At 56.9% G+C, this 14042-nt stretch carries 11 protein-coding genes and 2 rRNA genes (1 of these 13 cut by a window edge); 8 read left to right on the top strand and 5 right to left on the bottom strand.

Annotation, left to right across the window (positions count from 1 at the left end; all coding sequences use genetic code 11):
* Both J0G10_RS23470 and rrf read left to right on the top strand, forming a co-directional pair.
* Window positions 1-2166, top strand: a 23S ribosomal RNA gene (locus J0G10_RS23470); it begins 728 nt to the left of the window's first position.
* Between the two features lie 151 nt (window positions 2167-2317).
* Window positions 2318-2433: ribosomal RNA gene (gene rrf, locus J0G10_RS23465) — 5S ribosomal RNA — on the top strand.
* A gap of 139 nt (window positions 2434-2572) precedes the next feature.
* Here the strand turns inward: rrf and J0G10_RS23460 are convergent.
* Window positions 2573-3928 carry a lysozyme inhibitor LprI family protein gene (locus J0G10_RS23460; RefSeq protein ID WP_220556857.1) on the bottom strand — a complete coding sequence of 452 codons (1356 nt, stop codon included), beginning with the start codon at window positions 3926-3928 and terminating at the stop codon, window positions 2573-2575.
* Window positions 3929-4138: 210 nt separating this feature from the next.
* On the opposite strand from J0G10_RS23460, the gene J0G10_RS23455 reads away from it, so the two are divergent.
* From J0G10_RS23455 to J0G10_RS23440, 4 genes are all read left to right on the top strand, one after another.
* Complete coding sequence (locus J0G10_RS23455) at window positions 4139-5743, top strand: tetratricopeptide repeat-containing response regulator (protein WP_220556856.1); 1605 nt, start codon at window positions 4139-4141, stop codon at window positions 5741-5743.
* Window positions 5740-6432, top strand: coding sequence for a sensor histidine kinase (locus J0G10_RS23450; RefSeq protein ID WP_093442086.1), 693 nt, complete (start codon window positions 5740-5742; stop codon window positions 6430-6432). Before J0G10_RS23455 ends, J0G10_RS23450 begins: the two co-directional genes overlap by 4 nt.
* A gap of 200 nt (window positions 6433-6632) precedes the next feature.
* Window positions 6633-7874 carry a glutamine synthetase family protein gene (locus J0G10_RS23445; protein WP_175559686.1) on the top strand — a complete coding sequence of 414 codons (1242 nt, stop codon included), beginning with the start codon at window positions 6633-6635 and terminating at the stop codon, window positions 7872-7874.
* Between the two features lie 69 nt (window positions 7875-7943).
* Window positions 7944-9323: an MFS transporter gene (locus J0G10_RS23440; protein WP_095051112.1), complete on the top strand. Its 1380-nt coding sequence runs from the start codon at window positions 7944-7946 to the stop codon at window positions 9321-9323.
* 72 nt (window positions 9324-9395) lie between these two features.
* Here J0G10_RS23440 and J0G10_RS23435 read toward each other — a convergent pair whose 3' ends face one another.
* The 4 genes from J0G10_RS23435 to flgA form a co-directional block, all read right to left on the bottom strand.
* Complete coding sequence (locus J0G10_RS23435; protein WP_093442101.1) at window positions 9396-10142, bottom strand: flagellar brake protein; 747 nt, start codon at window positions 10140-10142, stop codon at window positions 9396-9398.
* Between the two features lie 88 nt (window positions 10143-10230).
* The gene (locus J0G10_RS23430) at window positions 10231-10698 is read right to left on the bottom strand and encodes a flagella synthesis protein FlgN (RefSeq protein ID WP_095051111.1); all 468 of its coding nucleotides are present in this window, start codon (window positions 10696-10698) and stop codon (window positions 10231-10233) included.
* Between the two features lie 48 nt (window positions 10699-10746).
* Window positions 10747-11073 (bottom strand): flagellar biosynthesis anti-sigma factor FlgM, encoded by a 327-nt coding sequence (flgM, locus tag J0G10_RS23425; protein ID WP_077574151.1) that lies wholly within the window; start codon window positions 11071-11073, stop codon window positions 10747-10749.
* Window positions 11074-11221: 148 nt separating this feature from the next.
* Window positions 11222-11983: a flagellar basal body P-ring formation chaperone FlgA gene (gene flgA / locus J0G10_RS23420; RefSeq protein ID WP_026000512.1), complete on the bottom strand. Its 762-nt coding sequence runs from the start codon at window positions 11981-11983 to the stop codon at window positions 11222-11224.
* A gap of 82 nt (window positions 11984-12065) precedes the next feature.
* Here flgA and J0G10_RS23415 point away from each other — a divergent pair, with 82 nt between their 5' ends.
* Together J0G10_RS23415 and cheR are read left to right on the top strand one after the other, a co-directional pair.
* On the top strand, window positions 12066-12998 hold the full coding sequence (locus J0G10_RS23415; RefSeq protein WP_007917585.1) for a chemotaxis protein CheV: 933 nt from the start codon (window positions 12066-12068) through the stop codon (window positions 12996-12998).
* Between the two features lie 46 nt (window positions 12999-13044).
* Window positions 13045-13872 carry a protein-glutamate O-methyltransferase CheR gene (cheR, locus tag J0G10_RS23410; RefSeq protein ID WP_016983976.1) on the top strand — a complete coding sequence of 276 codons (828 nt, stop codon included), beginning with the start codon at window positions 13045-13047 and terminating at the stop codon, window positions 13870-13872.
* Window positions 13873-14042 lie beyond the last annotated feature (170 nt).

Raw genomic sequence — 14042 nt, 5'->3', positions numbered from 1 at the left:
GACTACCGTTGAAAAGTTAGCGGATGACCTGTGGATCGGAGTGAAAGGCTAATCAAGCTCGGAGATAGCTGGTTCTCCTCGAAAGCTATTTAGGTAGCGCCTCATGTATCACTGTAGGGGGTAGAGCACTGTTTCGGCTAGGGGGTCATCCCGACTTACCAAACCGATGCAAACTCCGAATACCTACAAGTGCCGAGCATGGGAGACACACGGCGGGTGCTAACGTCCGTCGTGAAAAGGGAAACAACCCAGACCGTCAGCTAAGGTCCCAAAGTTATGGTTAAGTGGGAAACGATGTGGGAAGGCTTAGACAGCTAGGAGGTTGGCTTAGAAGCAGCCACCCTTTAAAGAAAGCGTAATAGCTCACTAGTCGAGTCGGCCTGCGCGGAAGATGTAACGGGGCTCAAACCATACACCGAAGCTACGGGTATCATCTTCGGATGATGCGGTAGAGGAGCGTTCTGTAAGCCTGTGAAGGTGAGTTGAGAAGCTTGCTGGAGGTATCAGAAGTGCGAATGCTGACATGAGTAACGACAATGGGTGTGAAAAACACCCACGCCGAAAGACCAAGGTTTCCTGCGCAACGTTAATCGACGCAGGGTTAGTCGGTCCCTAAGGCGAGGCTGAAAAGCGTAGTCGATGGAAAACAGGTTAATATTCCTGTACTTCTGGTTATTGCGATGGAGGGACGGAGAAGGCTAGGCCAGCTTGGCGTTGGTTGTCCAAGTTTAAGGTGGTAGGCTGAGATCTTAGGTAAATCCGGGATCTTAAGGCCGAGAGCTGATGACGAGTGTTCTTTTAGAACACGAAGTGGTTGATGCCATGCTTCCAAGAAAAGCTTCTAAGCTTCAGGTAACCAGGAACCGTACCCCAAACCGACACAGGTGGTTGGGTAGAGAATACCAAGGCGCTTGAGAGAACTCGGGTGAAGGAACTAGGCAAAATGGCACCGTAACTTCGGGAGAAGGTGCGCCGGTGAGGGTGAAGGACTTGCTCCGTAAGCTCATGCCGGTCGAAGATACCAGGCCGCTGCGACTGTTTATTAAAAACACAGCACTCTGCAAACACGAAAGTGGACGTATAGGGTGTGACGCCTGCCCGGTGCCGGAAGGTTAATTGATGGGGTTAGCTAACGCGAAGCTCTTGATCGAAGCCCCGGTAAACGGCGGCCGTAACTATAACGGTCCTAAGGTAGCGAAATTCCTTGTCGGGTAAGTTCCGACCTGCACGAATGGCGTAACGATGGCGGCGCTGTCTCCACCCGAGACTCAGTGAAATTGAAATCGCTGTGAAGATGCAGTGTATCCGCGGCTAGACGGAAAGACCCCGTGAACCTTTACTATAGCTTTGCACTGGACTTTGAATTTGCTTGTGTAGGATAGGTGGGAGGCTTTGAAGCGTGGACGCCAGTTCGCGTGGAGCCATCCTTGAAATACCACCCTGGCAACTTTGAGGTTCTAACTCAGGTCCGTTATCCGGATCGAGGACAGTGTATGGTGGGTAGTTTGACTGGGGCGGTCTCCTCCTAAAGAGTAACGGAGGAGTACGAAGGTGCGCTCAGACCGGTCGGAAATCGGTCGTAGAGTATAAAGGCAAAAGCGCGCTTGACTGCGAGACAGACACGTCGAGCAGGTACGAAAGTAGGTCTTAGTGATCCGGTGGTTCTGTATGGAAGGGCCATCGCTCAACGGATAAAAGGTACTCCGGGGATAACAGGCTGATACCGCCCAAGAGTTCATATCGACGGCGGTGTTTGGCACCTCGATGTCGGCTCATCACATCCTGGGGCTGAAGCCGGTCCCAAGGGTATGGCTGTTCGCCATTTAAAGTGGTACGCGAGCTGGGTTTAGAACGTCGTGAGACAGTTCGGTCCCTATCTGCCGTGGACGTTTGAGATTTGAGAGGGGCTGCTCCTAGTACGAGAGGACCGGAGTGGACGAACCTCTGGTGTTCCGGTTGTCACGCCAGTGGCATTGCCGGGTAGCTATGTTCGGGAAAGATAACCGCTGAAAGCATCTAAGCGGGAAACTTGCCTCAAGATGAGATCTCACTGGAACCTTGAGTTCCCTGAAGGGCCGTCGAAGACTACGACGTTGATAGGTTGGGTGTGTAAGCGCTGTGAGGCGTTGAGCTAACCAATACTAATTGCCCGTGAGGCTTGACCATATAACACCCAAGCAATTTGCGTCGAAGAGACCAGATTGCGGTGTGTGAAGACGAAACGAACCGAAAGTTCGATGTTCACAAACACCGAAAGCTATCACATACCCAATTTGCTGAAGCGAGGCCATTTGGCCACGACTCAGTACCCGAATTTCTTGACGACCATAGAGCGTTGGAACCACCTGATCCCATCCCGAACTCAGCAGTGAAACGATGCATCGCCGATGGTAGTGTGGGGTTTCCCCATGTGAGAGTAGGTCATCGTCAAGATTAAATTCCGAAACCCCAATTGCGAAAGCAGTTGGGGTTTTGTTTTGCCCGCAGGAAAGTTTCAGCTCGCGACAGGTAATACGTTCACCAACGTATTACCTGCCCCAACCGTCGCTAACCTTGAGCGCGAGAAGTCATGCTACGCGCCGTCGTCCGTTTCAACTTTACCCAGTGCTGCGCTCACGGCGCTGACATGGCGTTTGCCATTCACGTCATAACTAAGCCCAGTGGCTTCGGCATCCGGTTTGCGCAATACCAGTTGTGCCGACAATCCTTCCTTTTCGTAGTAGCTGCCGAACCAGTTGATCAACGCGCCGATATAACAATCATTGCCAATGACAACCCCCAGATTCGTGACAACTTCGAGGGTGTAGGGCGCCATGCCATAGCTGTAATAGTCGTTTTCTCCTGCGCCACTGGCCGGGACAGGGCAGAGCGGCGTGTTCGCTGAACTGACTTCTCCCGCCTGCGTCGCTTTGCTTATCGCCCGGTCAAGTGTCTGTTGCAGAGCGGGCTCCAACTCGTAAGTGGTGGTGCCGTCTTCCTTATGTTGAAGGGTGGGCACCTTCAGGTCGTAACGGTAATGAACCGCTATCGTCGGTACCCGATTGTTGATTCTGAGCGGGTTTAGCAAGTAAAGCTGATCAACTCCGTAGGCACCACTGCGATAAGCCGCATACACTTTTCCACGGATACTTATCCATTTTGCTGATTGGTTGGCGCCGCGGTCATTGGTGTGGAACAACGAACTTTCCGCGGCCGGGCTTCTCTTGATGAAACGCTCGCCGGTTCGCCGCCAGGTCTCCGTGTAGGTAAACAGACCTGTGCCGCCGGTGTAGGTATCGACGATAAGGTCGCGCTGACCATCGTCGTCCATGTCCAGCAGGGTGTACGTGGAGTGACCGAAATCGGCAGCGCCGGAAATGTCCGACGTCCTCAGCGCCTGCCACTCGTCTGGCGTGAGACCTGCGGGCTTCGATTTCGGAAAGTGCGTGTCGCTTGGATCATCCTTGTCGACGTCTCCAGAGAACGAGGTCTTGCCCGCGCGGATGCCAAAGGCTTCAAGCGTACGCTCCAGGGCAAACTCCGGATTATCCTTGCTCGCTGCTTGAATGCTGTTGCTCAGTTCATGCATCACTTGCGTATCGAGGTCATCCGGTGGGTAGGCAAGCGCGTCCGTCAACAGTGCCTGAAGGACTTTCAGGCGCTCGTCATAACGCTGATTCAGGCACGAGACATCGTCGGCGCATTCATTGCGAGCCTTTAACCACAGTCGTTGAGTACGTTTCAGTTCGGGCTGTACCTGGGCGGACGCCTTTATTAATGCTCGATAAACAGATCCCATCTGTACATCTTGTTCATAAAGTCCTTTGCCCGCGCAAACAGTTTTTTCGGCGGCATTCGCCGCTTTTGTGCAATCCATTCCAGCCGCCATTGCCTGCTGAACAAACAGCAGAGCGCAAGCGGACACGATGTAGCGTCCTTTGATGTACACGATGTAAGCCTTTTAGTGGGAAGTTGTCCTGGCGCGCAGGGTAAATGCTCGCAGAGGAATCTTGAAGCGCTGGCTTCAGGGAACCGCACTTCTGGCCGATAACCCATTCGGTGACTTAAAAGTCGCGCGAAATCGCTTGATAGCATTTTGCCGCCAGCTATCATCTGCGCGCCTGAAATTGCCCTCACTTCAATTGCCTGGAAATCTTCGATGCTGTCGTATCACCAAAAAAGTTTTCTGATCGTCGATGATTTCTCGGATTTCCGCAGTTCCGTGCGTTCGATGCTGCGTGAGCTCGGGGTCAAGGACGTCGACACGGCCGATACCGGTGAGCAGGCGCTGAAGATGTGCGCGCAGAAGTCCTACGATTTCATCCTGCAGGATTTCCATCTCGGCGATGGCAAGAAGAACGGCCAGCAGGTGCTCGAAGATCTGATGTCGGAAAAGCTCATCAGCCATGAAGCGGTGTTTGTCATGGTGACGGCCGAGACCAGTCAGGCGATGGTGCTCAGTGCTCTGGAGCACGAACCGGATGCGTACCTGACCAAGCCGTTCAACCGCTCCGGCCTGGCCCAGCGCCTGGAGCGTCTGGAACAGCGCAAGACGTTGCTCAAACCGATTCTACAAGCCCTCGATCGCGGCAAACCGGTCGAGGTGCTTAACGCCTGCATCGCCCTGTGCAAGCAGGACATTCGCTATTCACCGCTGTGCCTGCGTTATCGCGCCGATGCGCTGCGCGAGATGAATCAGAACGAAGCGCTGGAACGACTCTATGACAGCATCATTGCTGACCGGCCGTTGCCATGGGCATTTGCCGGACTTGGCAAATTGCTGTTCAAGCGTGGCCAAGTGGCGCAAGCCAAGGGCGTTTATGAAAAGGCCCTGAAGGTGTTCCCGATGATGCCGGCGCTGTACGACGGCATGGCCGATGTACTGGTCGCCGAAGGCGATAGCAAAGGTGCGCAACGGGTGCTGGAGGAGGCGATTCGCCTGTCTCCCTTGGCGGTGCGTCGGCAGGCGTTGCTGGGCAAACTGGCGATGGCCAACGAAGACTTCGACACCGCGTCCCGCGCCTATCGTCAGGCCGTAGCGCAAGGCGCGCAGTCGCGCTTCAAGGATCCGGAAAGTAATCTCGGCCTGGCTCACGCGCTGATCAGCAAAGGCAGTGAGCGCGGGCTCGACACGCGCACACGCCTGGAGATCAACACCACGCTCAGTGCGGTGGCCAAAGAAAACCCGAGCGACCCCGGCCTGCAGATTCGCGCGCGTCTGATGAAAGCCACCAGCCTGCTGCTCAACGATGCCGAGACCGCTGACAAGCTCACCGAGCAAGCGCTGATGCGCCTCGACGGCATGGAGCAGTTCATGAGTCCGGAAGCTGCGCTGTTGGTCGCCAAGCAATTGCAGATGCTCGGACAGGCCGAGGCGGGCACCTCGATGCTCAAGAGCTGCGCGGAGATCTACGGTGACGATCCGGCAGTAATGAAAGACATCGCCAAGCTCACTGATGACCCGACTATCCTCAGTTCCAGCAACGCCGCTGCTGACCTCAACCGTCAGGGCGTGCGCGTGTACAAGACCGGCAACCTGGTGGAGGCCCGTGATGTGTTCCGCAAGGCGCTGAAGATGCAACCGAAGAACATCAGTATTGCGCTGAACATGGCCCAGTCGCTGCTCCACGGCACCGACACCAGTGTGCCGTCGGCGGAACTGGAAGAATGTCGGGCCTGCCTGAAAATGGTTGGCCTGATGCCCGACACCGACGCGCGTTTTGCGCGTTATCAGAAGCTGAAAAGCAAGGCGTTTGGCGAATGAACCACGACGAGCAAGCTCTGGATTTTTCTACGGTGATCGCCTCCACCGTCCACGACATGAAGAACTCGCTGGCCATGCTCATGCAGGCCCACAGCCAATGGCTGGCGCGGTTGCCTGAGGCGCAACGGCTAGGCGCGGAGCAAGGCGTGATCGACTTCGAGTTTGCCCATCTCAACGGCATGCTGGTGCAACTGCTCGGGCTGTACAAGCTCGGCGTCAACCAGATGCCGCTGCAACCGGCCTATCACGAACTCGATGACTTTATCGAGGCACAACTGGCGGCGCATCAGGAGGTGTTTGCCAGTCGCGGGATCATCGCCACCTATGAAGTCGATCCGCTGAGCCCGTTGGGCTTCTTCGACCGTGAGCTGATTGCTTCGGTGCTGGGCAACTGCATCAATAACGCCATTCGTTACGCCCGCGAATCGCTGCTGATCACCGTCAGTGACGAGGCCGGGCAACTGGTGCTGAGTATCAACGACGACGGCGACGGTTATCCGGCCGAGATGCTCGAGCGCCAGGCCGATTATGTACAGGGCATCAATCACAGCAGTGGCAGCACCGGGCTCGGTTTGTATTTCGCCAATCGTATCGCGGCGCTGCATCAGCGCAATGGTGTCGAAGGGCGCACCGAAATCCGCAACGGCGGACCGCTTGGCGGCGGGGTGTTCAGCCTTTATCTGCCGTGACACAGGTTTTTGTTTGACGCTGCTTGATATTCCGAACAGCCGGAGCCTATTTTGTGCGGGTCGCCGTTCGCGGCTCGCACAATAACAAGGATTGCGTCATGACAACCGATGGCCAGCGTTCACTCGCGCAGCGATTGACCGGCATTGATGAGATTGAGTGTGTTACGCCGGATTTGAATGGCGTGCCGCGCGGCAAAGTGATGACCGCTGAGGGTTTCCTCGAAGGGCGGCGTCTGCAACTGGCCCGTGGCGTGCTGTTGCAATGCATCATGGGCGGTTACCCGGCAGCACGGTTTTACGGCAGCGACGACGGCGATCTCGCCCTGATTGCTGACCCGACCCAGATCCATCGTTTGCCATGGAGTGACGACCCGCGTGCCCTGGCGATTTGCGATGCCGATGAGTTGAGCGGCGAGAGCTCCAACCTGTCGACTCGCGGTCAGCTCAAGAAAGTCATTGCCCGTTATGCCGCGCGCGGCCTGGCGCCGGTGGTGGCGACCGAGCTGGAATTCTTTGTCTTCGCGCCGAATACCGATCCGACCCAGCCGTTCCGTCCGCCAGTAGGCCTTGACGGGCGTCGCGAGGATGGCCAATCGGCGTTCAGCGTCAGTTCCAATAACGGTCTGCGGCCGTTCTTCAACGAAGTCTATAAGTGCATGGCGGCACTCGGTCTGCCGCGCGATACCTTCATGCACGAGATGGGCGTCAGCCAGTTCGAGATCAATCTGCTGCACGGTGATCCACTGCTGCTGGCCGATCAGACGTTCCTGTTCAAGCACCTGCTCAAGGAAGTCGCGCTCAAGCACGGCCTGACCGTGGTGTGCATGGCCAAGCCGCTGGCACACACGCCAGGCAGTTCGATGCACATTCATCAGAGCATCGTCGAGACCGCTAGCGGCAAGAATGTCTTCAGTGATGCGCACGGCGAGCCAACCGCGATGTTTCGCCACTTCATCGGTGGCCAGCAGGCGGGCATGGCCGATTTCACCGCACTGTTTGCACCTAATGTGAATTCCTATCAGCGCCTGTGCCATCCGTACGCATCACCGAACAACGCCTGCTGGTCGCACGACAACCGGGCGGCCGGCCTGCGAATTCCGGCCAGTTCGCCGGTTGCCCGCCGGGTGGAAAACCGTTTGCCGGGCGCCGATGCGAATCCGTATCTGGCGATCGCCGCCAGTCTGGCTGCCGGTTTGCACGGGATCGAGAATGAGCTGGAACCGAGCGAAGCGATTCAGGGCGAGTTCGCGGTGCCGGACAATCTTGCGCTGCCGTGTACCTTGCACGCCGCGCTCGAACGTCTGAAACGTAGCCAATTGGCGAGGGAACTGTTCGGACAGGAGTTCATCGAAGGCTACATCGCTTCGAAGACCATGGAGTTGACCAGCTTCTTTGATGAAATCACTCCCTGGGAACGACGTGTTCTAGCAGCCCAGGCCTGACGTACCGCCGCCATCGGGCTATCGTTCTGGTAGCCCGATATTTACTGCAAGGAGCCGCTCGGAACGCCGATGCGCCAAATCTGGAAATCCTTTCGAGCACTGTATTTCGCCTCGCTGATGATGTTGATCGGCTCGGGCCTTCTATCCACTTATCTGGCATTGCGTCTGGCCGCTGACAATGTCGACGGCCTCTGGGTCGGCGCGCTGATGGCGGCCAACTATTTCGGTCTGGTGCTGGGTGGCAAGATCGGTCACCGACTGATTGCCCGGGTCGGGCACATCCGTGCTTATTCGGCCTGTGCCGGGATCGTCGGGGCGGCGGTGCTTGGCCACGGTCTGGTCGATTGGCTGCCGGCGTGGCTGGTGCTGCGGACCATCGTCGGTCTGGGCATGATGTGCCAATACATGGTGATCGAGAGCTGGCTTAACGAACAGGCGGACGCCAATCAGCGTGGCCTGGTGTTCAGCGGCTACATGATCGCTTCGTACCTGGGCCTGGTCCTCGGCCAACTGATTCTGGTCATGCATCCGGGCCTGGGGCTGGAACTGCTGATGCTGGTCGCGCTGTGTTTCGCCCTGTGTCTGGTGCCCGTGGCATTGACGCGGCGGATTCACCCGGCGCCACTGCATCCGGCGCCGATGGAGCCACGCTTCTTTATCAAGCGCGTACCGCAGTCGTTGAGTACGGTGCTGGGTGCCGGTTTGATCATCGGCTCGTTTTACGGTCTGGCACCGCTGTACGCCTCGCAACAAGGGCTATCGACCGAGCAGGTTGGTCTGTTCATGGGTAGCTGCATCTTTGCCGGTTTATTGGTGCAGTGGCCGTTGGGCTGGTTGTCCGATCGTTATGACCGGGCGCTGCTGATTCGCTGCTTTGCCGGGTTTTTGGCGGTGGCGGCGTTGCCGTTGGCCGTGCTGCCGCAGGTTCCGCTGGAGGTGTTGTTCGGGGTTGGTTTCCTGTGTTCACTGGTGCAGTTCTGTCTGTACCCACTGGCAGTGGCATTCTCCAACGACCACGTCGAAGGCGATCGTCGCGTGTCGCTGACCGCGATGCTGCTGGTGACTTATGGTGTCGGTGCGAGCATCGGACCGTTGCTTGCGGGCGTGTTGATGAAGCTGTTTGGCAGCCAGAGCCTGTATGCGTTCTTCAGCTTCTTCGCGTTGGTGCTGGTGTGGCGGATCCGGCCGAAAGCGGTGACCAATCTGCATCAGGTCGACGACGCGCCGCTGCATCACGTGGCCATGCCGGACAGCATGTCCAGCTCACCGCTGGTGGCGGCCCTCGATCCTCGGGTAGACGAGCAGGTGGTGCAGGAGCAGATGGTGCAGGATCCGGTGCAGACGCCGGCAAGTCCCGAGCCTGAAGCTGATACTCCGTCAGAGCCTGCGGCAGAAGTCGAATCGGATACCGATAAACCCGCGCCTGATCTCAGCGGCGGTAGACCCTGAACTGAACAAAAAACATCGCGCATAAAAAAGGGCAGTCCCGCCAAGGACTGCCCTTTTTATTGGCCGTGCGAATCAGAGATCGTCTTTGTCGAAACGGCGTGCTTCACGTTGCAACTGATACACGAAACGCTCAACGTTGCGCGCAGCCTGGCCACTGATGTTGTGGAAACGCAGACCGGCAAAGGTGATGTTGAGTTTTTCTTCGAAATGCAGATAGCGCAATTCGACGGAGATCGGCTGGTTGCCGAACAGCGGCGGGGCGATCAAGCGGTCATAAACCTGGCCCAATTGCAGGCGGTCGGTGATATCACCTTCGAAACGCAGCTTGCAGCCGGTCGCGGAGATATCCAGCAGTTTGCCGTTGATTGGCGCCTTGAGTTTTTCGCCGCCCAGTTCAACGCTGACCAGATCGGTCAGTTTTAGTGCCGCACGGAAGGCATTGCGGCGCTGGTGGTAAACCACTTCAGTCGGCAGTGCGCCGGTGTAGAAACGATCACCCTCGGATTCTTCGATATTCAGCGTGCCGGTGCATTCCCAGGCGATGCGCACGCCTTCATGAAAACCTTCAACCTTGAATGGCTCACCGGCCTGCAGGAAGCGTTCGCCATCACGCGGGATCATCTCGTCCAGTGCGATCGTAGCGCTGTCGCGGTCGACTTTGATCAGATAGCTCTGGAAGCGCTGGCTGCGCTCATGAAAGGTGATGATCAGCGGATCGTGGCTTTCTTGCAGCTGGCGCAGGTTGCTGGAGATTTCCAGTGGCGTGGTAAGCACCTTAGGGGGCTGCGGAGCATCATCCGCGCTGAGGGCGTTGGACACGGTTTATCAATCTCCAGACAAAATATGACGACTAGCCAGCATTTTGCCAGCATGTTTCGCGGGTTGATAGAGCTGGCGCATCAACGGCTCATGCCTGGCTGAGCGGACGCGGTGTGGCGGGTTTGGCAAATGTACCGCTGGCGTTATACAGCGCCGGCGCTTCACCGCCGGTGAGGATCTTCAGCTGATTGGCCGTGGCGGCCTGCTGGATCTGGATCGACTGGCCGTTCTTGACGTTGGCGGCCTGGCATTGAGCGATCAGATCGGTCAATGCATCGCCTTGCGCCAACAACTGCTCGCCAATGCTCGACTGGCCAGCCAGTTGCTCCAGACCGCTGCGGTCTGTCGGCAAGTTGAGGCTGGCGAGGATTTCGCTGCGTTTGCGGCCATGCTGTTCAAGCAGAATGATCAATGCCTGTTTATGCGCCAGAATTTCTTCCAGCAAGGGCATGTCGCGACCGTGCAACGCGAGGGATTCGGTTTGCAGCAACTCCAGCAATTGTTGAGCTGGAGCAAAGTCGTCGTTGATCAATTGCAATAAATTAGTGTCGTGCATGGCTGGCCTTGGGTTTTAAGCGTCCAAAAGCCTGGCGCCGGCAAAAGCCTAGCGCTGGGCTTCGAAGTTGAGCAGTTTGCTGGCTACACGGTTGCTGTCGACTTTATAGCTGCCATCGGCAATCGCGGCTTTCAACTCGGCCACACGGGCTTTGTCGACAGCAGGTTGATCGCGCAGCTTGTCAGTGACCTTCTGCAACTGTTGAGCCTCATTGCTGAGGTGTACCGATTCCCCGCTTTTTGCGGTACTGGCCGGTTCGGCCTGGGTATTCAGCGGCGCGGAGGTACCGGTTTCGGCGGTTTCCTTGGCGTTGCTGGTACGTGTACTGCCCGTAAGTGACGAGGAGCTGTTCAAACGGCTGAAATCGATGACCATGATAAAAACCTCTGGGAATTTGGACGCTTGCCATGTTTTCGGCCATCCCCTGGAAAACTTTAGGCACATTTACAATGAGCCTTGCATGCGCCGGCGCGTGTCCTGCTGCGGCACAGTTTAGGGAACAGCCGGGGTCAGCGCCAGTTTTCTACATCGCCACTTCCACTTGGCCGGGCGCGGTGACTTGCGCCTTGATGACCCTTTGCGAGTTGAGGTTTTTCACCCGGATCTGTTCTTTCAAACCGCCATTGGCCAGCGCTTCACCGGGCATGCGCACGGCGAGTGTGCCGCTGCGGGCAGTGATGACCACTTGATCACCCTTGCGAATGACTTCCGCCTGTTCCAGATGGACCAGAGTAATGACCTGATCGGCTACCGTTGGTCGGGTTAATTTCTGCCCGATCGCTTCGTCTACCGAGGTCAGAAAGCCTTGGTTGATCGTGCTCACGTCGCGTTCACGCAGGGTCACGTCCTGTGGTTCGATGATCCCTGCACGTTTCAGCGGTCGGGTGGTTGTCACAATCTCGCGAAACAGGCGGACTTGAGCGGGCACGAACACAGTCCAGGGCGAGGCGCCCTCACAACGGACCTTCACGGTAACCCGGCCCAGCGGACGTGCCGGACTCTCCAAAGTCGCTGTCAATTCCTTGTCGCACATAGGCATGCGCATACGGGGGTCGAGCTGGTTTACTTCGATCTCGTAGCGGCCTTCCGTTTGACTGGTGGCCAGATAGTCTTCTACGGTGAACTCAAGAAAGCCCTGAGTGACGCCGATAAGCATGTCAGGCAAGGTAACCGCATCAGCAATGGCAGGGCTGCCAGCGAAAAAGCAGCAGACGGCGGACATCGCGCAAAGGCTTTTGCGAGCGCGGGAGGTCAGGTGTCGGAAAAATGTCGTTTGAGCGTTCATACGAGTTAAAAAGCAAGCGCCGTGCCGTTTAGCAATGAATGTGCGTCGCAACAACACTTGGCGTTGGTGTAGGAGTCTGGGCATGGCTGGTGTAATGGATTCGGTGAACCAGCGCACGCAACTGGTGGGGCAGAATCGCCTGGAGCTGTTGTTGTTCCGTCTTGACGGTCAGCAGCTCTACGGAATCAACGTGTTCAAGGTGCGGGAAGTGTTGCAGTGCCCGTCGCTGACGTTGATGCCCAAGTCCAGTCCTGTCGTGTGCGGGGTGGCAAATATCCGGGGGGCGACCATTCCGATCCTTGATCTGGCAATGGCCACCGGTTCCGGAGCGTTGAAGGACAAGAACAACCCGTTCGTGATCATCACGGAGTACAACACCAAGACCCAGGGTTTCCTGGTCCGCTCGGTGGAGCGCATCGTCAACATGAACTGGGAAGAGATTCATCCACCGCCCAAGGGCACGGGTCGCGATCACTACCTGACCGCTGTGACTCGGGTGGACAATCAGTTAGTCGAAATCATCGACGTCGAGAAAGTGCTGGCGGAAGTTGCGCCGACACCGGAAGCGATTTCGGTGGGCGTGGTCGATGTCGAGACCCAGACCAAGGCACTGTCATTGCGTGTCTTGACGGTCGATGACTCGTCGGTGGCGCGCAAGCAGGTCACGCGTTGTCTGCAGACAATCGGGGTCGAAGTGGTGGCGCTGAACGACGGCAAACAGGCGCTGGATTACCTGCGCAAGCTGGTCGATGAGGGCAAGAAGCCGGAAGAAGAGTTCCTGATGATGATTTCCGACATCGAGATGCCGGAGATGGACGGGTACACCCTGACGGCGGAAATCCGCGGCGACGCACGCATGCAAAAGCTTCATATCATCCTGCATACTTCGTTGTCGGGGGTATTCAACCAGGCGATGGTCAAGAAAGTCGGTGCAGATGACTTTTTGGCCAAATTCCGTCCTGATGACCTCGCATCCCGGGTAGTCGACCGGATCAAAGCAGCAGATATCAGCTAGGAGCGTTTTGCTCCTGGCGGTCAACACGATTTAAGAGGCGGCATCATTGTCTACGGGTAATTTGGATTTCGAACAGTTCCGGGTCTTCCTGGAAAAAGCCTGTGGCATTCTGCTCGGTGAAAACAAGCAGTACCTGGTCTCGAGCCGTCTCAACAAACTGATGGAGCAGCAAGGCATCAAATCCCTGGGTGAGCTGGTTCAGCGCATCCAGACCCAGCCGCGCAGCGGTTTGCGCGAGCAGGTGGTCGATGCCATGACGACCAACGAAACCCTGTGGTTTCGTGACACCTATCCGTTTGAAGTCTTGAAGAACAAGGTGCTGCCTGAAGCGATCAAGGCCAGCCCCAACCAGCGCTTGCGGATCTGGTCAGCGGCGTGCTCGTCGGGCCAGGAACCGTACTCGCTGTCGATGTCGATCGACGAGTTCGAGCGGACCAACCTTGGTCAACTGAAGATGGGCGTGCAGATTGTTGCCACTGATCTGTCCGGCCTTATGCTGACCAACTGCAAGACCGGCGAGTACGACAGTCTGGCCATCGGTCGTGGTTTGTCGCCGGAACGCCTGCAGCGTTACTTCGACCCGAAAGGGCCGGGCCGCTGGGTGATCAAGGCGCCGATCAAGAACCGGGTAGAGTTCCGTTCGTTCAACCTGCTCGACAGCTATGCCGCGCTGGGCAAGTTCGACATCGTGTTCTGCCGCAACGTGTTGATCTACTTCTCTGCCGAAGTGAAGAAAGACATCCTGTTGCGCATTCACAGCACGTTGAAGCCGGGCGGTTATCTGTTCCTTGGCGCTTCCGAAGCGTTGAACGGTTTGCCGGATCATTACCAGATGGTGCAGTGCAGCCCGGGGATTATTTACCAGGCTAAATGATTGCAGCGGTAATACAAAAAAACGGGAAGCCTTAAGGCCTCCCGTTTTTTTATGCCCCAATTATTTTATTTCCCACGAACACCACACCCCCCCCTGTGGGAGCGAGCCTGCTCGCGAAAGCGGTCTGTCAGTAAAACAATTGGCGACTGACACGCCGCCTTCGCGAGCAG

The organism is Pseudomonas germanica, assembly GCF_019614655.1.
Lineage (GTDB): Bacteria > Pseudomonadota > Gammaproteobacteria > Pseudomonadales > Pseudomonadaceae > Aquipseudomonas > Aquipseudomonas neuropathica.
The sequence above is the reverse complement of the archived record's forward strand: the minus strand, read 5'-3'. Positions and strand labels throughout refer to the sequence as shown.

What these genes read in the sequence shown, in the direction of transcription:
- J0G10_RS23430 (WP_095051111.1), bottom strand. Translation starts at nt 10,698, where the DNA reads ATGCACGACACTAATTTATTGCAATTGATCAACGACGACTTTGCTCCA.
- flgM (WP_077574151.1), bottom strand. Translation starts at nt 11,073, where the DNA reads ATGGTCATCGATTTCAGCCGTTTGAACAGCTCCTCGTCACTTACGGGC.
- flgA (WP_026000512.1), bottom strand. Translation starts at nt 11,983, where the DNA reads ATGAACGCTCAAACGACATTTTTCCGACACCTGACCTCCCGCGCTCGC.
- J0G10_RS23455 (WP_220556856.1), top strand. Translation starts at nt 4,139, where the DNA reads ATGCTGTCGTATCACCAAAAAAGTTTTCTGATCGTCGATGATTTCTCG.
- J0G10_RS23450 (WP_093442086.1), top strand. Translation starts at nt 5,740, where the DNA reads ATGAACCACGACGAGCAAGCTCTGGATTTTTCTACGGTGATCGCCTCC.
- J0G10_RS23415 (WP_007917585.1), top strand. Translation starts at nt 12,066, where the DNA reads ATGGCTGGTGTAATGGATTCGGTGAACCAGCGCACGCAACTGGTGGGG.
- J0G10_RS23440 (WP_095051112.1), top strand. Translation starts at nt 7,944, where the DNA reads ATGCGCCAAATCTGGAAATCCTTTCGAGCACTGTATTTCGCCTCGCTG.
- J0G10_RS23445 (WP_175559686.1), top strand. Translation starts at nt 6,633, where the DNA reads ATGACCGCTGAGGGTTTCCTCGAAGGGCGGCGTCTGCAACTGGCCCGT.